This is a genomic window from Pseudoduganella sp. HUAS MS19 (assembly GCF_053615455.1).
In genome coordinates, this window is the sequence record NZ_CM132133.1 from 3,682,997 (window position 1) to 3,702,637 (window position 19,641).

A 19,641-nucleotide genomic window follows, 5' to 3' on the forward strand; every position below is an offset into this window, starting at 1 on the left:
CAAGGCTCCCATCCATGCTTAATGAATTGCGCGCGCTCGCCGCGGCCATCTACTTGTTCTCGCTTGGCGCAGCCCATGCAAGCGGCCTCGAATTCCGTTTCAACGAAGCGCCGGCACGACTGTACAGCTCGGCCGTGCAAAAGGGCGACATTGACGCCGCCACCGCCGAAGCGATTCGCCGCTTGCCGGAAACTGCAGCGATGGTGCGCAAGATGCGATTGAAGGACGCCGATGCCTTTGTCGAACATTTGCGGGGCCTTGCGCGGGATGCGGGGAAAGTGGATCTCGCAAGTCAGCTGCAATCGGAATTCGGCCGCAAAAGCGGCGGCAAATTCTCCCTCGCAGCGACTGAGATCACACGCCAGCTGAAGGCCTATGTACCGCCCGAATTTTCAGCCAGGCTGACCGTGCACTTCGTCTTCGGCGGCCATGCGATGGGCTTTGCTTTCGAAGATAAGCATGACGATGTCTATGTCGACCTGACACGCTTCACCCAAGCGACACCGGAAGAGCTGGCTGAAGTGGTATCCCACGAACTGTTCCACGCAGTGCAGCTGCATGTGATGACGGCGCCGCCGCTCCCTCCTGCCGGCATGGCGCAGTCGGACACCGGCAAAATCTGGATGAGCCGCTTACTGTACGACCTGGTGCAGGAAGGCACGGCCGAAATCTTTTCGCATCCGATTGCCGACCGCCCCGCCACTCCGTTTTCCGCGCGAGGCAAGGAACGCATTGCACGCAACCTGTCCCGCATGAAGAACATTGCAGCCCTGATGGAAACCAGCAGCCTGCGCCTGCTGTTGGCGCCCCCGCGCGACGAGGAACAGTACTACCGCATTTACGGCATGCTCTTCTACGGCAACTTCGACGACATGGGTTACGACATGGGCTGGGTCATGGCCAATGCCATTGAACGCAAGGACGGAAAGCAAGCCATCTACCGCCTGCTGCAAGGCGAACCTAAGCAATTCGTCTTGCGCTACCAGCAAATTGCGGAGAGCGATCCGGCCCTGTTCCGCTTTAACGAAGATTTCCTGAGCGCCGTGCGAGCATTGCCGCGTTAAGAGGCGCTAGAAGAGGCAGCCGGTGCGGGCTGCCGCGCGACAGTGCCGTCCGGCCGAGCTTACTGATTCTTCGGTACGGCCGGCAGTTGCTCGGCCCACTGGCGCGCCGAAATGTCCAGTGCCTGGCGGCGCTCTGCCGTCACCAGTGGGATCAGGCGCGCACGCGACGCGCGGGCGGAAGCGCAGCCGGCAGCGCGGTCGCGGCGACCGAACTGGCGTTTGAGAATGCAGTCGTATTCGTACACGGCAGCCGCGTCTTCATAAGCCGCTTCAACGTGCTCCGGGAGTTCAGCGGAATAACGCACCACCAGTTGCGCCGTCGCGCCCTTGTACCCGACATCGAACGCGCCAGCTTGGCGGCCATACTTCACCGCCTGGTTCAGCGCTTGCCAGGCCGCTGCCTGCTTGCGGATGCCGGTGATAATCGGCGGCAGCTGCGATTCCGACCTGCCGTCGTCCGAGACCATGGTCACGCCCCAGCCTGAGTGACCGGTGAGTAGCTCTTCATGGCAAGCCAGACGATTGTTCGCCTCCGCCGCGCGCAAGCGGATGGCGTCGCGGTTGCCCGCTTCGGCTTCTTTCTGGTTCTCCTTCATCCATCCTTTGTAGGCTGCGTTGGACTTCTTGCCGAACAGGACGTCGCAGTCATCCAGCTCCAGTTCCGCGGCATGCACGCTGGTGCAGCTTAGCGCAGCCAGGATGAGGGGGTATAGCAAGCTTTTCATTTCTTCCTTTCGTTTGACGATTCAAACAGCGTTTTCGTAATCCAGCGGCGTGGCCGCGACGGCCGCAATGATAAAGCGGAAACATATATTCCTGGCAACACAATTGAACTGTTGCGTTTTCGTCCAGGACAAACGTGCGGGCATTATTCCCCGGTTAGTATTGCATTCACCTGTCGGGGAGGAACGCAATGAACGCATGGGCCATGACGCTGAAGCTGTTCGCATATCTTGTGGTGCTCCTGGTAGCGGCCGCAATTGCTTACTCGGCAGTGACTGCCATACGTTACTGGCCTGCAATTTCCGTCTAGGGGGGAGGCGTGAACAAACGACAAGCCAGGCAGTTTGCCATTGCCTCAACCCCGGCTACCAGCGCATGCTGAAAGACCTGAAGCCCAGCACGCGCCAGCGGTTTGTCGCGCTCGACTTTGAGTTCCCGCGCCCCGAACGCGAAGCGGCGATCGTCGCCCATGAAGGTGGCGTCAGCCCGGCCGTCGCCCATGAACTGGTCACGCTGGGCGGCAGGATGCGCCAGTTGCGCGAGCGCGGCCAGGCCGAAGTGCCAAGTACCCGGGTGCTGGTCGCAGCCGCGCGCCTGATCGCAAGCGGCATCCAGCAGCGCCGGGCCTGCTATGCGGCGATTGTTGCGCCACTGTCGGACGACCATTCGCTGGCAGGAGCAATGGATGATCTGATACAGGCAAGTTTCATCTAGCGCGATGCCCGAAGCAGAGGACGTCATCACGGACGCAGCACGCTTCGCATTCGATCAGGTGCAGCGCTGGCGCAGCCACAAGCGCGCCGGCGGCCACCATGCAGCCCCCTCTCTGAAATCGTTCGCTGAGCGCCTGGATCTGCTGCTCAACGCGGCATACGGCCGCAGCTTCCGCATTCATCAGGCGCAAACGCCATTGCCCCGCACAATGCTGGCGCGGCTTCTACGGCGTGGCCAGGCGCCGCCGGCAATCGTCGCGGTACCTGCGACGGATGGCTGGGCCATCTGGCTGCCTTCGCTCGAGCACCTCGAACCGGCTGCCGCATTTGAACGCTATCGAACGCTGGCCCTGCTGCAGGCCATGCGGGCGGTTCGCGGCGCACCGGCATTTGGCAGCCGAAGGGACCTGGCCGGCGCCCTGTTCCACGTTTGCGAGGCATGGGTCTCCGCCGCCTTGCTGCAGAACCGATTTCCGGGCCTGCGGCCCGAGCTGGATAGAATCCGCACCGAAGCCCTTGCCGCGCGGCCTGACGCCGCACGCATGCATGGAAGCGTGGCCTGGATCGAGCTCGCAGTGCATCGCGCATTGCATGGCCTGGCTCCGATCGCAGCGCTTACAAGGGAACTGGAAGCGCTTACCTGCACTGCCGTCTTCGAGATCGCTGAACACGAGGCCCGCCAGCAAGCGCCAGCCAATGGAGAGCTCCTGCAAAAGGATCTCTGGCTGGGCGACTTCAGAAATGCCGACGGCGCGCCGCCGCCCATGCCCGCCGACGGCGGCACACAGTCCGATACGGACAGGAAGCCCCGCCGCGCCACCTTGGCCAGGCGTCCGGATACAAGGCCCGCGCGCGATGGCGAAGACGGGCAAAGTACTGCGGGCGCCTTTGTCCTCCAGACCGCGCAGCCCCATGAAAAGGCGGAGGATCCCATGGGCCTGCAGCGCCCAGCCGACCAGGACAATTCTGTGCCGGCAGACGATTTGGGCGATGCCCTGTCTGAGCTACCCGAAGCAAGGCTCGTCTCGATGACCGCTGCACCTGCGGAGGTCCTGGCGGGCGAAGAGCCCTTGACGGGCCGGGGCGCCAGCCAAGGCCTGCGCAAAGGCGGCCAGGCGGGCATGTATTTCAGCTATCCGGAATGGGATTACCGCAGCCAGGATTACGCCGCCGCCGGCAGCATGGTGCTTGCAACGCAAGCCGGGCCGGGCGATCCCGCCCTGGCCGAAAGAATTGTGCGAGAACACGCAGCGTTGCTGGATGCGGTGAGGCGGGGATTCCAATTGCTGGGTTCAAGACGTTCGCGCTTTCGCCGCCAGCTTGAGGGGGATGACATCGACATTGAGGCCTGGGTGGAGACAGAATGTGGCCGTCGCGCTGGCGCCGATCCCGACGGACGTGTTTTCGAAACGCAGCGGCAACAGCGGCGCGACCTTGCGCTGCTTGTGCTGGTTGACATCAGTGGCTCCACCGACGGCTGGATCAGTGGCCGGCGCCGCGTTATCGACGTCGAACGCGAGGCCCTCCTGCTCCTGTGTCACGCGCTCGACGCGCTTGGAGATCCGTTCAGCGTGCTGGCATTCAGTGGCGAAAGCCGGACAGGCGTGGTGGTGCGCGAGATCAAGGGATTTGCGGAGGCTTACGGTGAACCGGTGGCATTGCGCATAGCCGGCATCGAGCCCGAACAATACACCAGGACCGGCAGCGCGGTCCGCCACGCGACCTGCTGTCTTTCCGTCCAGCCGGCCAGGCACCGCCTCCTGCTCTTGCTGACCGATGGAAAGCCAAACGATATCGATCTTTATGAGGGCAGATACGGATTGCAGGACCTGCGCCAGTCCATCATGGAGGCTCAACAGCAAGGCATATCGCCATTCTGCCTGGCGATCGATCACCAGTCGCCCCACTACCTCGGCCAGATATTTGGCACGCACCAGTTTGCCATCCTGCCGCGCACCGATTTGCTGGCCGCGGTTTTGTTGTCCTGGCTGCGCAAGCTCATCACCTGACGCCCCACCGGCGTCTCATTCTTAACACTTTTGCCCAATATTTCCATTTTCGAACAGTTCAGTGATTTTAAGTGACTATTTATAAATTGCATTTTACAAAATATAGACAAATTAATATAAAACTTCATTGACACCGCCAGGACTGCCCGATATCTTTCCGTCACCGTTGGATTATGCAGGGTTAACGTCAGGAGTTTTGTATGAATACCGCTTACAGAAGCTGGCTGTGCTCCTCTCCTTTCCGGGGGAATCTACTTCAGCGCACTATTCAGTGCTGCGCCGATATTTGCGCCTTTGACCTGGAAGATTCGGTTCCACAACATTTGAAGGCGACTGCGCGCGAAGAGCTTGTATCGCAGATGGGCGCTGCCAGCGACAAACGCTATTCCTTACGGATCAATGCCTTATCGACGCGGAACGGCTTGCTGGACGTCATGTTGCTGGCCGACAATGATTTCGATGTGGATATTATCCAGCTACCCAAGGTCGAATCTGCTGGTGAAATTCGCATGCTTTCTCACTTGCTAAATGAAATGGGCAGGAAAGCGGAAATATTCGCCATAATCGAAACGCTTGCAGGATTAAAGGCAATTGATGAAATTTGCGGCGTCGGCGGTCGATTACGCGGTCTAATTCTGGGCTCCGCCGATATTTCATCTGAAATTGGCATCCAGGTTAATAATAAAGGCCGCATGCTGGGCCAGATCAAATATCAGATCGCCGTGGCCGCGCTGCGCAATGGGCTCGAGGCCATCGATTCGCCCTGCTTCGCGATCGACGACGCAGCCGCGTTGCGGGACGAACTGGAAATTGCGCTCGACCTCGGCTTTAGCGGCAAGATCGCGATCCATCCCTCCCAAGTCGCGGCCATCAACCACGCCTTCTCGCCATCCGAGGCGGCGCTGCGCGACGCCATCGACGTAGTCCGTTCAGTCGACGGTGCCGCCCATGGCATCGCCTCTTTACAAGGCCAGATGATCGGCCCGCCTTTTGCCAAATACGCGCAAAAAGTCATTCAAAAAGCAGGTCTAACCACGGAGCAAGCACGTCAATGAAAAAGAGCATCAGTGTCCTGGAACATATCGAAGGCCAGCGCTACCGCGAATCGCATGGCATGTACTACGAGGATTTCGACGTTGGCGATATATATGAGCACCGCCCCGGCCGCACCATTTCCGAGGCCGACAACACCTGGATGTCCCTGCTGTGCATGAACACCCACCCCCTGCACATCGACGCCGCGTATGGCGAGCAGACCGAATTCAAGAAACCGCTGGTATCGAGTCTCATCACCTTCGCCATCATTGGTGGCCTGAGCCTGGCCAGCACCAGCGCGCGCGGCGTGGCAAACCTGGGCTGGAGCAATGTGCGCTTCATGTCGCCGGTATTTGCCGGCGACACCATCTACGCTGAAACGCGGGTGGTGGCCAAGCGCCAGTCGGACTCCCGGCCCGGAGACGGCATCGTCACGGTGGAAACCAAAGGCTTCGTGCATCCGGACCGGCAGTTCATGGTCTGCGAACGCAGCTTTCTGGTCCCGATGCGTAACGCCCGGCAGTAAGGCCGTCCATGCGTATCATCAATAGCAAGGATGTGCGGTCCCTGGTGACGATGGCCGACGCCGTGGCGGCGCTGCGCACGGCTTACCGTGCCAGCGTGGCCGAGCCGGCGCTGGTACCAGCACGTACCATCATCTCGCCGCCGGGCAGCCACGCCTACCTCGGCGCCATGCCGGCCTTCGGCGGCGCCGCAGGCAAATTCGTGGTCAAGGTGGCGGCCTTGCACCTGAAGGACCCGGCCCCCGCCACCATGCATTCCCTGGTAACGGTGCAGGATGGCGCGACCGGTGAGTTCCAGGCCCTGATCGAAGGCAACAGCCTGACTTCGCTGCGCACTGCCGCCACCGCCGCGCTGGTGACGGACCTGCTGGCTCCGCCCGATGCCGACACCGCGGCCATCATCGGCAGCGGCGCGCAAGCCCTTGCCCAGCTAGAAGCCATGTGCGCGGTGCGCCCGATCCGCCGCGCACAGGTCTACTCGCGTGACGCCGCCAACGTACAGGCATTCATCCGCCGCTGCGCCGGCGTGAAAGGCATCACCTGCGAACTACTGGCGGCGCCGGGCCTGCGCCAGGCGCTGGAAGGCGCAGCGATCGTCTGCACCGCGACGACTTCGGAGACCCCGCTGTTCGAGGCCGATGCACTGGCCGCGCGCTGCCACGTCAACGCGGTCGGCAACCACACCGGCGACAGCATTGAAGTCGGGCGCTCGGTGCTGGACCAAGCCTTCCTTGCCGTGGAAGAGCGCGCAGCCGCGATCCGCGAAGCGGGCGACTTCAACCGCCGCGCATCCGAAATCGGCGAACTGCTGAACCTTGCCAAGCCGCCCGCGCCGCCCCGCCACAGCGTCTTCGTCTCGGTCGGCACCGCCTTCCAGGATCTATGTATTGCCACTCTGCTCCAGCAGCGCGCCGCCGAAGCGCAGGCTGGACAACTGATCGAGTTTGCTTGAAGTATCCAATACCAAAGGAAAGAACATGCCCGACGATTTGATTGCTCCACGCAGGAACCAGTTTATGAACAACGAGAAGGCGGTCGCCATCGGCTCCCGCTTCTGGGAAGAGACCGCGGCCCACGGACTGGCCGGCATTGTCGCCTCGCTCGGCAAGGACGGCTACTTCACCACCGATACCGGCCATCGCTTCGTCAACCTGAGCTGCTGCTCCTACCTGGACCTGGATTCCCATCCACATATCATCCAGGGCGCCATCCGCGCACTGGAGAAATACGGCGTGCTCGATCACTGCATCTCGCGTGTGCGGGTGCAGATGCCGGCCCTGCTGGAGCTGGAAGACAGCCTGTCCTCCCTGTTCAGGGCCAAGGTCGTTACCGCTATTTCGGCCAGTGCCGCCAGCGCCGGCATCCTGCCGCTGATCGCCTCCGGCCACCTTGCCAATGGCGAAAAGCCGGTGGTGGTATTCGACAAGAACGCCCACTTCTCGATGAACCTGTACAAGGCGGTGTGCGCCGACGAAACGGAAGTGCTCACAGCGCCGCACAACGACATGAACTTCCTGGAGGACGTCTGCAAGAAGCATAAGAATGTGGCCTATATCTGCGACGGCACCTACAGCATGGGCGGCCACGCCCCAGCCGAGGAACTGCTCGCACTGCAGGATAAATATGGCCTGTTCCTCTACTTCGATGACTCGCACTCGCTGTCGATCGTCGGCGAAAAAGGCGAAGGCTATATCCGCTCGAGCATTCCAGAAGTGAACGAGCGCACCATTATCGTGGCAACGCTGAACAAAGCTTTCGGCGCAGCCGGCGCGGCCATTATGTTCGGTCCTAAACGCATGGACCAGGCGCTCACGCTGGAGCGCTTCGGCGGCCCGCTGGCCTGGTCGCAGCCGATGAACACGGCAGCCATCGGCGGCGCCCTGGCTGCGGCTGAAATCCACAACAGCCCGGAACTGAAGGAGCGCCAGGACAAGCTGCAGCGCAATATCAAGTTGTTCGACCAGCGCATCGACACCGAACAGAAAGGCTTGCGCTTCCCTATCCGCGTGGTGCGCGCCAGCCATGAGAACGTGATCGGCGTCGGCCTCGACCTGTACCGCCAGGGTTTCTACGTCTCGCCGGTGTTCTTCCCGATCGTTGCACGCGACAAGGCCGGATTGCGCGTGATGCTGCGCGCCGGCATGCCGGAGTCGGAGGTGCAGCGCCTGGCCGACACCATCTTGCGCAATAAACTGTTCTGAGCCGGGCACCCATGAACGGCCTGGCCCGCATCCTGCCGCTGGTTTCACTGCTGCTTACCCTGGTCATCTGGGCTTCCGTGCCCACGGTGGCCAAGGCAGCGCTGGCGCATGTCTCGCTGGTGACTTACCTGATGCTGCGCTACACCCTGGCAGGCCTGTTCATGCTGCCCTACCTGAAGCAAACGATGCACGGGGCATCCCGGCTATCCTGGGGAAGCTGGGCCGTGCTTGTGGTCAGCAGCTGCATGATCATCTACGTGCAGACCTGGGCCATCCAACAGGTCACTGCCAGCTGGTACATCATCGTATTTTCCAGTTGCCCGGTGCTGATCGCCCTGCTGCTACGCTACCGATTTACCATGCGCGCCGTGGCCGGTCTGCTGGCCACCGTAGGCGGCCTGGTCCTGTACCTGCAGGACAGCCATTCCTCCGGCACACCGTTCCAGTTCAGCGCCCTGATCGGCGTGCTGACCGGCATGCTGGCCTGGGTGGCCTATTCCGTCATCATCACGCGCTTCCACGCGGTCTATAACGATACCCAGATCACTGCCATCTGTAGTTACATCGGCGCGGTCTTCAGCCTGGCCCTGTTCCTGGCCGCCGGCGACTACAGCGTACAGCAGGCCAACTGGCAGGTCGCGGCCGCGATTGTCGTCAGCGGCGCGCTGATGCCCCTGTCGCTGTGGTGTTATTCGTATTCGATGCGTAAGGCCGAAGCACTCACCATCTTCGGCCAGTACCTGGAACCATTAATCGGCCTGTTCATCGCCTTTCTGGTGTTCGGCGCCGAACTGACTGCTGTAGCCTGCGGCGCCGTGGCGCTGATTCTCGGCGGCACCATCGCCGTTACGCGATACAGCGTAAAGCCGGCCAGCTCCCACTAATTCTATTGGAGGAACCATGCGAACATTGTTGATACTGTGCGCCGGTCTGTGCGCCGGGGCCAGTGCCCTGGCAAAGGAGCCGGTTGTAGCTGAAAGACCGCTGCGCGCCCACCTGGCTTATCTCGCCAGCGACCATCTTGAAGGGCGCGGCACCGGCCAGCCCGGCGCCGAATTGACCGTGCGCTATCTTGAAAAACAGGCCGCCGAGGCCGGACTCAGGCCCCTACCGAACGGCAGCTATCGCCAGGTCGTGCCGATGCTGGGCATGAAGATCCAGTCCACCAGCCAGCTGCGCATCGATGCCAACGGCGGTAGCCAGGCGCTGGAGTTCGGCCGCGACGTCGTCTACGGCTCGGGCAACGGCGAAACCGAACTGCGCGCCGACGTGCCGATGGTCTTCGTCGGTTACGGCATCCGTGCACCGGAAGAGAATTGGGACGACTACAAGGGCGTCGACGTGCGCGGCAAGCTGCTGCTGATGATGCTCAACGATCCGCAACCAACGGCCGAGGAGCCAAACCGCTTCGGCGGCAAGTCGCTGACTTACTACGGCCGCTGGGATTATAAGTTCGAGGAAGCGCGCCGCCAGGGTGCGATCGGCGTGTTGGTGTTGCATACCGATGCCTCGGCTTCCTACCCCTTCTATGTACCGGCCAACGCATATAAGCTCGAACGCGTGCACCTGGCCGGCGGCGGCAATCGCATCGAAGGCTGGCTCGAAGAAAACGCCAGCAAGGCCCTGTTCGCAGCCAGTGGCCTGGATTTGGCCGCGCTGCGCGCCAGCGCCGAGTCGCGCAATTTCCGGCCGGTGAACCTGACTGCCAATGCGCACATTGAAATGTACAGCAGCATGCGCCAGCTGGAACAGTCCAATGTGATCGGCATTATTCCGGGCCGCGATCCGCACCTGAAGCACCAGGCCGTGGTGTATTCGGCGCACTGGGACCACCTGGGCACCGACCTCGCCAAAGACGGCAAGAACCTCCGTACCGGCAAGACCGACCATATCTGGAATGGCGCGGTCGACAACGCATCCGGCGCCGCCGCACTACTGGCCATGGCCAAGGCAGCGGCCAAGAAACCTGCGCGCCGTACCCAGATCTTCTTCTGGCCATGCGCCGAAGAGGAAGGCATGCTGGGCAGCACCTACTACATTCGCCAACCGGCCTGGCCGCTGGCGAAGACCGCTGCCAACCTGAACCTGGACAGCATGAACTTTGTCGGCATCACGCGCGATATGGGTGTACCGGGAAGCGATGCCAGCACCCTGCGCGAAACTTCGGCCGGGGTGGCGAGGAAGATGGGCTTGCGGCTGGTGCCGGAAGTGCCCGATCCTGCGGGCAGCTTTTTCCGCAGCGACCACTACAACTTCGTGAAAGCCGGGGTGCCAGGCATCCGCATCGGCTCCTCCGTGTTCTCGGGCGACGGGCTGTTTGACTTCGTCAACGACCCGAGCGGCTCACTGGCGCGCATCCGTGAATATACCGAGCATTATCATCAGGTATCGGACGAATACAACCCGGCCTGGGACCTGTCGGGCATGGTGCAGCAGGCACAGTTCACGCTCAATCTCGGCTACGCGATCGCCAATGCGGAACGCATGCCGCACTTCAAAGGCCAGCCGCCGCGCTAAAGTCGGTAACCACGAGCAGGGCCTGTCATCCAGGCCTTGCTGCGGGTGCGCTTTTACTACATTCCAGCTTACCGCCTGCTTCCACATATTGATCCAGTGCCGCATCGCCCTCGGCCTCGAACTCGACTTCGAAAGCTGGAGGCGGTTCTGTTGCTACGCTCACATCGGCTGCCAGAAAAGCAGAATAATCTCGAAGTGACGCTTCAACTTGATCGTCTTTCAGGAGCACCTTCAAGTCGTCAGTATGCTCGCAAAGCAGCTCATGAATCAGGCAACAAATTAATAATCGAAATTTACTTCTACTTAGCTACCGTAGTGGTAGGTCATGGTAAACGATTTCCAATCGTCGCCTCGCTTCTTTGCGCCAGCTTCCAAATCATCGATAAGATCACAAAGAACTGCATAGTTAATATCCAGGTTGGCAGCCACCTCATCTTCACGCATCTCTGTTTTCAACTTCGACAAAACCTCGCCATCTGGCCACCCGTGACCAGACCGAGGCTGCCAGGATTGACCGCGCTATCGTGATTGCTCAAGATCTAACAGTGTTTTTCCGTGCTTAGCCAACGCCGTTTGCACAAAGTCCGGATCAAAGCTCATAAGTAGATGAGCGCAATCTGCAATTTTCCAGTGATGTAGATCGGGGTTTAAGAGAATCGCTGTCAGGTGCTCTTTTAACGCAGGTATGTACTCAGTAAACCCTTTGCGCTCGACTAGCTAGAAGAAGCAGGAGATTTCAAATGGCAAAACATTGGCGATCCCAATAATCTTGGTAACTGGTTTGCAAATTCGCTGTCGCGCCGCGTCTCCGTTTCCTGCATCGGACTGCGTTGCCCAAAAGCTTACTATTGCATCCAGAATAAATTTGTAGGTTTCATCACAATTTTTTTGCCGATGTGGCACCCAATTCTCAGTTTGTGGCGGCCGATCACAAACGAATTGCTCCAGATAATCAAAACCTTCACCCCTGCCCCAGCTGCACAATATACGTGCCGCTGTCACCGCAAGATACTCGTCTTGCCCTTGCATAAGAGCATTTAGTTTAGGAATGCGATCTTGCGGAACATCTTGCGCGTCCAATTCGGTCAAATCGGCTGCATAACTTTCCGTCCCTGGGGGCAATTTACACAGCAGATCATTAAGCTCTTGATTCATCGTTTTCCTCAATGTTTGGCTGGCGGCGGCGTTGTCACATTCAGTTTCGGAGCAACGCCATTTGGCCATTTAATGTAGGGCGCTGGAACACAAGGGGAGATCAAGCACTCGCCATCACGCTTTGCACTACTCAGATCACGCAAGGCATGCTCTAAGCGTTTTTCATTCTTTTTGGTTGGATTAGCGTCATATCGTGCCTGTGCCTTATCTACTTTCTCTTGCAATTCAGCTTGCACCTTTTGCGGTGGCACGTATCAAACATTCTTGACCCTACGTACTCCATGGATCTCGGCCAAAGTCTGGCAATGTGGGGCCACCTGTCCGTCGTCCCGGTACTACTGGAGACCCTTTCTAAGATTGCCAGATTCGAAGACTCCCGGCATCTCGTCACCATGCTGTCGCTCATGCTGGAAGCCAAGCCGGGAGAGATAAGCGATGCCGACGGACTCGAAGATTCTGAGGGATATGCAAGCAAAGTCGGCCGTCGAGTCGATGACATTGTGCTCAGGCTCGGAACAAGCGATGCCATTGTGATGTTTGGCGAACTCTTCTCTGTCGGCAAACTCGTCGACGTGATGCGTCGAGCATTAAGCGATGGCACATGGTTCAACCCATACTGGCGGCACAAGTTCGAAGCCACCACGGGCGTGAACTGCTCCGGTTTTTACCGTGACCAGGATCTCCAACCATTGCAAGCCCTCGCCATCCTCGAAGATTTTGAGGACCAAGGGACGGCCGGCAGATTCGTGCCAGGACGCCGCTATTTCTTCGGCCACCCGGTCCCGGATTGAGCCGGATTCTTCCCCGGGCCAGGCCTTCGGCTGAGTAAGCACAATCCGCTCCCAGCTTCTTTTCAACCATAGCATGCCGGTACGAGAATTACTCCCAGGCCCTCGCCTGCGAGCGGTAGGCAGTCCATGTGAAGCCAAAGCCAAGCGACAACCCGCTATTCTTGCGGAACAGGGGGCTGTCGCGGTTGGCCGCGTGCGTGTAATTGTCATAGCGGGTAAAGCCGAAGATGCGCCAGTCTGGCGTCAGCGAGTGCGACAGGCTCAGGCCCAGGCGCGTCATCATCAGGCCCCCTTCCGCCTGGTACGCAGGACGCGAGGCCGTGGCGTATTGCGGCGCCACTTCGTAAAAGTACTGGTTCAGGCGGGCATTCCCAACCACCACACCCACGTTGGCGTCGGCATGCCAGCGCTGGTTGCCGCTGCTGGTTTCGAACACGACGCGCGGTTCAAACACCAGGCCCTGGCGGCGGAACCCGTTGCCGAGTTCGAGCGGCACGCGCAGCGGCAGTTCCAGCCGCACGCGGTTCGGGGCCGACGGCTCGGATAGCATCACTTTCAGGCGCGGACCGAACTCCAGCAGCGAGTTCAGGTCCGGCATGCCGGCACGGGCAGGAACGTCATCGGAACGGGCCGGCAGCGACATCTGGAAGCCAAGGTCCAGGTCCACGCGCTCGGTGTCAAACAGGCGTGCGCTCACACCGGAGCGGTCCGCCCGCAACACCTTGCCGCGATAGATGAACATCGGCAGCACGAGCCCGCGCGTGGAGCGGTCGGCGGAACCGGGATAGGCTGGCGTCGAAGCCGCCCCCCCGAACAGGCCGAGCTCCCATAACGGCAAGTCGGGTTCCGGCGTCGGCGCGGCACCAGCCGGCAAAGCCAGCGCCAACATTGCGATGCCAGCCCACATTCGCTGCTTCATACTCGTTGCTCCAGAAATAGTCGTTGAAAAATGGCATTGATGATACAGCTAAAGGCGAGCGCCAACCATGCCATAATTTCATTTTTCACAAGAACAGGCAGCCATGAAGACCACTTCCATCTTGCCCGCCCTGCTGCTCCTTGCCGCATGCGGCCAGGAAGCCGCATCAAACCAGGGCCGTTCTGCGGCACCGGACAATCGCAACACCATGCGCTGCACTGCAGGCGGCCTCAAACTGGCCGGCACCGGCGCACCCGAGGTCGGGGTGGCCAGTTTCGGTGTCCAGGGCAATACCATCACGGGCTTCGGGCTAAGCCTGAATGTGGAGCAGGCGGGGAAGCGATACGAGGTGTCGAGTTCCCTGATGCCATTGCCGACGCAAACCGGCACCTACCATTTTCCGTCCCTGGCCACGCCGGGCATGTCGCTCGCTTCACTCACCGTCAGGACGCCGGGTGGCGATCTACTCAAGGGGTACAACGGCGGCACCTATAGCCAACAGTTCTCTGCCGTCGAAAACGATCCGGACGCCAAACTCAAGATCCAGTTGAACAAAATGGAAGTTTCGGACGCCCCCCTGGCTGGATTCAAGCGCATCCATGCCGTGGGCAACTTCACGTTCAACGCTGCGGCCCTGCCGGCCGCTTCGCCCAGCGATGCCTGTGTCAGCAATGGCGTGGCCCGTTCCATGGCGGGCCTCAAGGCAGGACAGCGCATGTTGCCGCTTTTCGATGCGACGGTATGCGGCGCCGAAAAGAAGCATGTCGAGTGTGATTTCGATGTCGTGATTGACCTCGTCAAGCTTTAGCAGGAGTCGCCTGGGCGCAATCCGCCCCGTGTCGAACAGCCTTCGGCCAAGGGCGTGCAGGCGGGCACCACGGCCGCCGCCGTGGGTATCACCACCAAATTTTCGGCGTGAAGTCCCGGCCCGCCCCGCACATCGTCAATGATTATGGCGGGGCAGATCCTGCCCCAAGCCACGGTAGGGCACGGCCAGTTCCACGCAGGCGCCTGACTGCAGCTGCCCGACCGTGGCCCGATACAGTTCCTGCCACGGCGTCTGGCTCGGCGGAACGGGGGCCGGCGGCTGCTTCTTGCGCTCCGCAAGTTCCTGTTCGCCGATCAGGACGTCGCAGCGGCCCGTATTCAGGTCGACGCGGATGGTGTCGCCGGTCCGCAGCCAGGCCAGGTTGCCGCCCGCGGCGCTTTCCGGCGACGCGTTCAGGATGGACGGGCTGTCCGAGGTGCCGGACTGGCGGCCGTCGCCCAGCGTCGGCAGGGCCGTGATGCCTTGCCTGAGCAGCGCGTCCGGCGGCTGCATGTTCACCACTTCCGCGGAGCCGGGCCAGCCGATCGGGCCGGCGCCGCGGATCACCAGCATCGTGCTCACATCGATCTCCAGCGCAGGATCGTTGATCCGTGCGTGGTAATCGTCGGAGCCGTCAAATACCACTGCGCGGCATTCGAACACCCCTTCCCGACCGGGCGAGGACAGGTAGCGCTGACGGAATGCCTCCGAGATCACGCTCGTCTTCATGATCGCAAAATCGAACAGGTTACCTTTCAGGACAAGGAAGCCCGCCTGCTCCTTCAGCGGCTGCCCGAACGGACGGATCATCTCCTGGTCTGTCGTGGCGCGCCCTTCCAGATTGGCTGCCATGGTTTTTCCGGTCACGGTGGGACGCCCGGCGCGCAGCTTACCCGCCTGCTGCAGCTCCCACATCACGGCCGGCACACCGCCAGCACGGTGGAAACGTTCGCCAAGATACTTTCCTGCCGGTTGCATGTTCAGCAGCAGCGGTACATCGTAGCCATAGCGCATCCAGTCTTCAGGCGTGATGTCAACGCCCGCATGGCGCGCCATGGCCATGATGTGCGGCTGGGCGTTGGTCGAGCCGCCGATGGCGGCGTTGACCACAATGGCGTCAAGGAAGGCTTCGCGCGTCATGACCTGTGACGGCCGCAGGTCTTCATGGGCCATGGCCACAATACGCCGGCCGGTCTCGTAGGCCATCTGCCCGCGTTCGCGGTAAGGTGCGGGAATTGCCGAACAGCCGGTGAGCGACATGCCAAGCGCCTCCGCGATCGCATTCATGGTCGAGGCAGTGCCCATGGTGTTGCAATGGCCCGCGGAAGGCGCGGACGCGGTAGCGATCTGCAGGAACTTTTCTTCATTGATCTGGCCCGCCGCCAGCATGCGGCGTCCTTTCCAGATGGCCGCCCCCGAACCCACCAGCTCTCCGTCGAACCAGCCATCGAGCATCGGGCCGCCCGACAGCACGATGGCCGGCAGGTCAAGCGTGGCGGCCGCCATCAGCTGCGACGGCGTGCTCTTGTCGCAGCCGGTTGTCAGCACAACCGCATCGATCGGATAGCCGTGCAGGATCTCCACCAGGCCCAGGTAAGCCAGGTTGCGGTCGATGGCGGCTGTCGGCCGGCGGCAATTTTCAAAAGTGGGGTGGACCGGAAATTCCATCGAGATGCCGCCGGCGTCGCGAATGCCTTCGCGCACCCGCCTGGCCAGCTCCAGGTGGATGCGGTTGCAAGGGTTGATATCGCTGCCGCTTTGCGCGATGCCGATGATCGGGCGCCCCGAGCGCAACTCCTCTGCAGTGACGCCGTAGTTCATAAAGCGCTCGAGATATAGCGCAGTCATATCGACCCGCTCGGGATTGTCGAACCAGTCCTGCGAGCGGAAACGCCTCGCCTTGCTGCTTTGCGGCTTATGCGCCATACCATCCTCCATCGACGAAGTATTCGCGCCCGCTGCAGCGCGCCGCATTGGACGACGCCAGGAACAAGGTCAGTGCCGCCACGTCCTCCGGCTCGACGCGTTGCGGCAGGCATTGCGCGGCCAGGATGGCTTCCTCGCTCTCTGGCGTCTGCCAAAGCGCCATCTGGCGCGGCGTGTTGACCGCCCCGGGTACGATGCAGTTGACGCGAATACCCTGCGGGCCGAGTTCGCGGGCCAGGCCGCGCGTCAGGCCCTCGATGGCGGCCTTGGCAGCCATGTACAAGGGCAGTCCGGCCAGCGCCAGATGCCATGAAATCGAACCGAAATTCAGGATGACGCCAGCCCCTTTCGACTGCATGCCGGGCAACACCGCCTGGGCGCAGAAGAACTGGTGGCGCAGGTTGACCGCCAGGCTCTGGTCCCAGTACTGCGCGGTAACGTCCTGCACCTGGTGGCGCTGGTCGTTGGCAGCATTATTGACCAGGATATCGACAGGGCCGTAGTCGCGCGTGATGGCTGCGAAGGCTGCGCCGAGCTGTTCCAGGTCGGTAAGGTCGCAGCGCACGTAGCCTGGCGGATAGGCGCTGCCGGCCAGCCTCGCGGCCAGTTCCCGCGACGGCTCGTCCTGAATGTCGAGGAACATGACCCGCGCGCCCTGTCCTGCGAACGCCTCGACGATGGCGGCGCCAATGCCGCTACCGCCTCCGGTGACAACAACCAGCTTACCCGGCAGGTCCGGATAGCGCGCAAATTCCAATGGAATGCCAGCCATGCTCATTCCCCGCACTCGATGCCGCGCTGCGCCAGGTTGGCATAAAGGGCGCGCACGCCAAAGGTCCAGGGCGGCAGCTGGTCGCTGCGCTGCACGTGATTGACCAGGGTTCCCAGCGCCGGGCTGCTGATGCTGACGCGGTCGCCCAGGTGATGGGTGAAGCCCGCTCCTGCCGCATCGCGGTCCTTGGTCGGCGAGAACATGGTTCCAAGGAAGAGCATGAAGCCGTCGGGATACTGGTGATGACGGCCGCTGGCCTGGGCCACCAGTTCCAGCGGGTCGCGGCTGATTTCGCCCATGCGGCTGGTGCCGGCAAGTTCGAAACCGTCGTCGCCACCTTCGATCAGCAGACTCACTTCGGCGTTGCGAATGGTGTCGATCGTGAAGTGCTGGTCAAACAGGCGGACAAACGGACCGATGGCGCATGATGCGTTATTGTCCTTGGCTTTACCCAGCAGCAGTGCGCTGCGGCCTTCGATGTCGCGCAGGTTGACATCGTTGCCCAAGGTCGCGCCTACCGCCACATGCGCGCTGTTTACTGCCAGCACGATCTCCGGCTCAGGATTGTTCCACCTCGAGTCCGGATGCAGGCCTACCGCATCGCCGTGCCCAACTGCCGACATCGGCTGCGACTTGGTAAACACCTCGGCATCGGCACCAATCCCCACTTCCATGTACTGGGACCACAGCCCGCGCTGCGCCAGGTCGTCTTTCAGCTGCATCGCTGCTTCGGAACCTGGCCGGATCTCGGACAGATTGGCGCCAATTCGCGACTGGATCTCATGGCGCAACTCGGCGGCCCGTGCCGGGTCGCCCTTGGCACGCTCTTCGATCACGCGCTCCAGCAGGCTGACGGCGAACGTCACACCGCAAGCCTTGATGGCCTGCAAATCGCATGGCGCCAGCAGGCGCAGACCTGGTTCGGCCGGATTCCTCATCAGTTCATGCGCCTGGCCGAGCGGCTCGCCGGCCGCCTGTGCCACAAACTGCAGCAGGTCCGGGCGTTCGAACAGGGCCGAGACGGTGGGCGCATGGCGCGTAATGTCGAACACCGCTCCCTGGCGAATTGCCAGGACTGCCGGCCCCACGCCATCACGCCATACCCGCCCTACCAGCAGCGCCCGCTCCAGGTCGGCGGGCAATATTCCATTCGTCACTTGAATCTTCTCCCTGACTGCGTTGGTTGATTTGCGAATGGAATGTTGCCCGCTACCGTTAGTCTCGGCAATTATGAAACTCACCAACTCCGTTCATAATTACTCGTACATCGGGGATCTGCGCCTGACCCTTCCCCTCATATTTCACTGACACGCACCATCGATATCAGTTCGACAAGTGCGTGTTTGAGATCTGTCAGGTGGATCGAAGGCGGCTGGGCCTCACTAATCCAATGCATCGCCAATGACAGGATTGACAGGGTGCTGGCGGCCTTCGCGCGACTGCCGTAGGCGACATTGAAACCTATCTTGCGAGCGGCGAGTCCGATAAGCCAGAGTGCGTACGCGAGCAACGCTCCCAGTAAAAGCAATACAGCCAGGCGTCGCAATGTGTAGGTTTGGCTAAAGCGTAGCCCCATACCCCACTGCGCGTTCTTGAGATCGCGGAAAGTCTGTTCAATCTGCATGCGGCCGGCATAGATGTTTGCCACTTGCTCGGCATTGAGGGAGGCGAGCTTGGGTGAAACGGCGAGCAACCATGGCTCGCGTTGTCCCTTACTATTCTTCTTGCTGCGGCAGCTGCGCGCCAGCTTGCCGATCTTGGTCAGCCGGTGCCGCCCCTTGGCCTGGCGTTTCAATAGGACGAGCCGACACAGGGCAGGATTGGCCCGCGTATAGAAGTATTGACCCAGGTCGCGCGCGTGGGCGCATGCCTGCGCATAGAGTGTTTTGCAGCCAGCCCAGTCAGAACTGTCGTGTGGGCGCACCATGTCCCGATTTCGGATTCTCCCTACCCAGGCAAATCCGAGCTGGTTAAGCAGCTTGAACCAACTGGCGCGAAAGCCGGCATCGGTGATGATGATAGCTCGGCTGCCAGGCGGCAGTATGCTACGCAACGATTGCATGAAGTTTCGGTGCACAATCGGTGAACCGAGCTTGGCACAGGGATGGACTTCTTCATATAACGTGAAAGCGCGGCCCTTGATGATGGCCGCTGCCCGCAGCAACTGAATACTGCTATCGTCGCGTACCGCCGACCAGTCCACAGCAATCTGCACGCCAGGGCGGCGAATCACGCGACGCGCCATCGCGCGGTACACCGCATGCTTTTCCTGCGCCAGATGGGGATTGCTCAAAAGTCGATCGCAGCATTTGATGCGATGACGCAATTGCGTCGCCGAGGCCAATTTCTTGCCCATGCGCACCAGGCTCAGGCCACCATGCAACGCCGCGATTGCCACCTTGGCCAGGCATGCTCGCCGCTTGGCATGCATGTTCGGACATTCCTGCTCCAATAACCCCTGTATGATTGCATGTGCATGCATGG

The 19,641-nt window shown here is 61.1% G+C and carries 20 protein-coding genes; 11 read left to right on the forward strand and 9 right to left on the reverse strand.

The window, feature by feature from the left end:
- Positions 1–14 precede the first annotated feature (14 nt).
- A complete protein-coding gene (locus ACWBU6_RS16720) occupies positions 15–1,064 on the forward strand; it encodes a DUF5700 domain-containing putative Zn-dependent protease (RefSeq protein ID WP_452644541.1) in 1,050 nt (349 codons plus the stop codon).
- 59 nt (positions 1,065–1,123) lie between these two features.
- Here ACWBU6_RS16720 and ACWBU6_RS16725 read toward each other — a convergent pair whose 3' ends face one another.
- Positions 1,124–1,789, reverse strand: coding sequence for a hypothetical protein (locus ACWBU6_RS16725; RefSeq protein ID WP_452644542.1), 666 nt, complete (start codon positions 1,787–1,789; stop codon positions 1,124–1,126).
- Positions 1,790–2,162: 373 nt separating this feature from the next.
- On the opposite strand from ACWBU6_RS16725, the gene ACWBU6_RS16730 reads away from it, so the two are divergent.
- The 8 genes from ACWBU6_RS16730 (at position 2,163) to ACWBU6_RS16765 (ending at position 10,786) form a co-directional block, all read left to right on the forward strand.
- Complete coding sequence (locus ACWBU6_RS16730) at positions 2,163–2,501, forward strand: CbbQ/NirQ/NorQ domain-containing protein (RefSeq protein WP_452644543.1); 339 nt, start codon at positions 2,163–2,165, stop codon at positions 2,499–2,501.
- Positions 2,502–2,505: 4 nt separating this feature from the next.
- Complete coding sequence (locus tag ACWBU6_RS16735) at positions 2,506–4,509, forward strand: VWA domain-containing protein (protein ID WP_452644544.1); 2,004 nt, start codon at positions 2,506–2,508, stop codon at positions 4,507–4,509.
- Positions 4,510–4,709: 200 nt separating this feature from the next.
- Positions 4,710–5,564, forward strand: coding sequence for an HpcH/HpaI aldolase/citrate lyase family protein (locus tag ACWBU6_RS16740; protein ID WP_452644545.1), 855 nt, complete (start codon positions 4,710–4,712; stop codon positions 5,562–5,564).
- A complete protein-coding gene (locus ACWBU6_RS16745; RefSeq protein WP_452644546.1) occupies positions 5,561–6,070 on the forward strand; it encodes a MaoC family dehydratase in 510 nt (169 codons plus the stop codon). The genes ACWBU6_RS16740 and ACWBU6_RS16745 overlap by 4 nt, the downstream gene beginning before the upstream one ends.
- 8 nt (positions 6,071–6,078) lie before the next feature.
- The gene (locus tag ACWBU6_RS16750) at positions 6,079–7,020 is read left to right on the forward strand and encodes an ornithine cyclodeaminase family protein (protein ID WP_452644547.1); all 942 of its coding nucleotides are present in this window, start codon (positions 6,079–6,081) and stop codon (positions 7,018–7,020) included.
- Between the two features lie 64 nt (positions 7,021–7,084).
- Positions 7,085–8,269, forward strand: a complete 1,185-nt coding sequence (locus ACWBU6_RS16755) for an aminotransferase class I/II-fold pyridoxal phosphate-dependent enzyme (protein ID WP_452644548.1) — start codon at positions 7,085–7,087, stop codon at positions 8,267–8,269.
- An 11-nt stretch (positions 8,270–8,280) separates the two neighbouring features.
- Positions 8,281–9,153: a DMT family transporter gene (locus ACWBU6_RS16760; RefSeq protein ID WP_452644549.1), complete on the forward strand. Its 873-nt coding sequence runs from the start codon at positions 8,281–8,283 to the stop codon at positions 9,151–9,153.
- A gap of 16 nt (positions 9,154–9,169) precedes the next feature.
- Positions 9,170–10,786, forward strand: a complete 1,617-nt coding sequence (locus ACWBU6_RS16765) for a M28 family peptidase (protein WP_452644550.1) — start codon at positions 9,170–9,172, stop codon at positions 10,784–10,786.
- Between the two features lie 25 nt (positions 10,787–10,811).
- On the opposite strand, the gene ACWBU6_RS16770 is transcribed toward ACWBU6_RS16765, so the two are convergent.
- The 3 genes from ACWBU6_RS16770 to ACWBU6_RS16780 all read right to left on the reverse strand — a co-directional run bounded on the left by ACWBU6_RS16770 (position 10,812) and on the right by ACWBU6_RS16780 (position 11,941).
- Positions 10,812–11,021: a hypothetical protein gene (locus ACWBU6_RS16770; RefSeq protein WP_452644551.1), complete on the reverse strand. Its 210-nt coding sequence runs from the start codon at positions 11,019–11,021 to the stop codon at positions 10,812–10,814.
- Between the two features lie 68 nt (positions 11,022–11,089).
- Positions 11,090–11,230 carry a hypothetical protein gene (locus ACWBU6_RS16775; protein ID WP_452644552.1) on the reverse strand — a complete coding sequence of 47 codons (141 nt, stop codon included), beginning with the start codon at positions 11,228–11,230 and terminating at the stop codon, positions 11,090–11,092.
- Positions 11,231–11,503: 273 nt separating this feature from the next.
- On the reverse strand, positions 11,504–11,941 hold the full coding sequence (locus ACWBU6_RS16780; RefSeq protein WP_452644553.1) for a hypothetical protein: 438 nt from the start codon (positions 11,939–11,941) through the stop codon (positions 11,504–11,506).
- Between the two features lie 281 nt (positions 11,942–12,222).
- Here ACWBU6_RS16780 and ACWBU6_RS16785 point away from each other — a divergent pair, with 281 nt between their 5' ends.
- Positions 12,223–12,732, forward strand: coding sequence for a hypothetical protein (locus tag ACWBU6_RS16785; protein ID WP_452644554.1), 510 nt, complete (start codon positions 12,223–12,225; stop codon positions 12,730–12,732).
- 88 nt (positions 12,733–12,820) lie between these two features.
- Here the strand turns inward: ACWBU6_RS16785 and ACWBU6_RS16790 are convergent, their stop codons facing one another.
- On the reverse strand, positions 12,821–13,651 hold the full coding sequence (locus tag ACWBU6_RS16790) for a MipA/OmpV family protein (RefSeq protein ID WP_452644555.1): 831 nt from the start codon (positions 13,649–13,651) through the stop codon (positions 12,821–12,823).
- 103 nt (positions 13,652–13,754) lie between these two features.
- Here ACWBU6_RS16790 and ACWBU6_RS16795 point away from each other — a divergent pair, with 103 nt between their 5' ends.
- Positions 13,755–14,459, forward strand: coding sequence for a hypothetical protein (locus ACWBU6_RS16795; RefSeq protein ID WP_452644556.1), 705 nt, complete (start codon positions 13,755–13,757; stop codon positions 14,457–14,459).
- A gap of 135 nt (positions 14,460–14,594) precedes the next feature.
- Here ACWBU6_RS16795 and ACWBU6_RS16800 read toward each other — a convergent pair whose 3' ends face one another.
- The 4 genes from ACWBU6_RS16800 to ACWBU6_RS16815 form a co-directional block, all read right to left on the reverse strand.
- Positions 14,595–16,385 carry an IlvD/Edd family dehydratase gene (locus tag ACWBU6_RS16800; protein WP_452644557.1) on the reverse strand — a complete coding sequence of 597 codons (1,791 nt, stop codon included), beginning with the start codon at positions 16,383–16,385 and terminating at the stop codon, positions 14,595–14,597.
- Positions 16,375–17,163 (reverse strand): SDR family NAD(P)-dependent oxidoreductase, encoded by a 789-nt coding sequence (locus ACWBU6_RS16805; protein ID WP_452644558.1) that lies wholly within the window; start codon positions 17,161–17,163, stop codon positions 16,375–16,377. Before ACWBU6_RS16805 ends, ACWBU6_RS16800 begins: the two co-directional genes overlap by 11 nt.
- A complete protein-coding gene (locus ACWBU6_RS16810) occupies positions 17,160–18,314 on the reverse strand; it encodes a fumarylacetoacetate hydrolase family protein (RefSeq protein WP_452644559.1) in 1,155 nt (384 codons plus the stop codon). The genes ACWBU6_RS16805 and ACWBU6_RS16810 overlap by 4 nt, the downstream gene beginning before the upstream one ends.
- Positions 18,315–18,451: 137 nt before the next feature.
- Entirely contained in the window at positions 18,452–19,639 is a 1,188-nt protein-coding gene (locus tag ACWBU6_RS16815; RefSeq protein ID WP_452644560.1) for an IS4 family transposase, read from the reverse strand.
- Positions 19,640–19,641 lie beyond the last annotated feature (2 nt).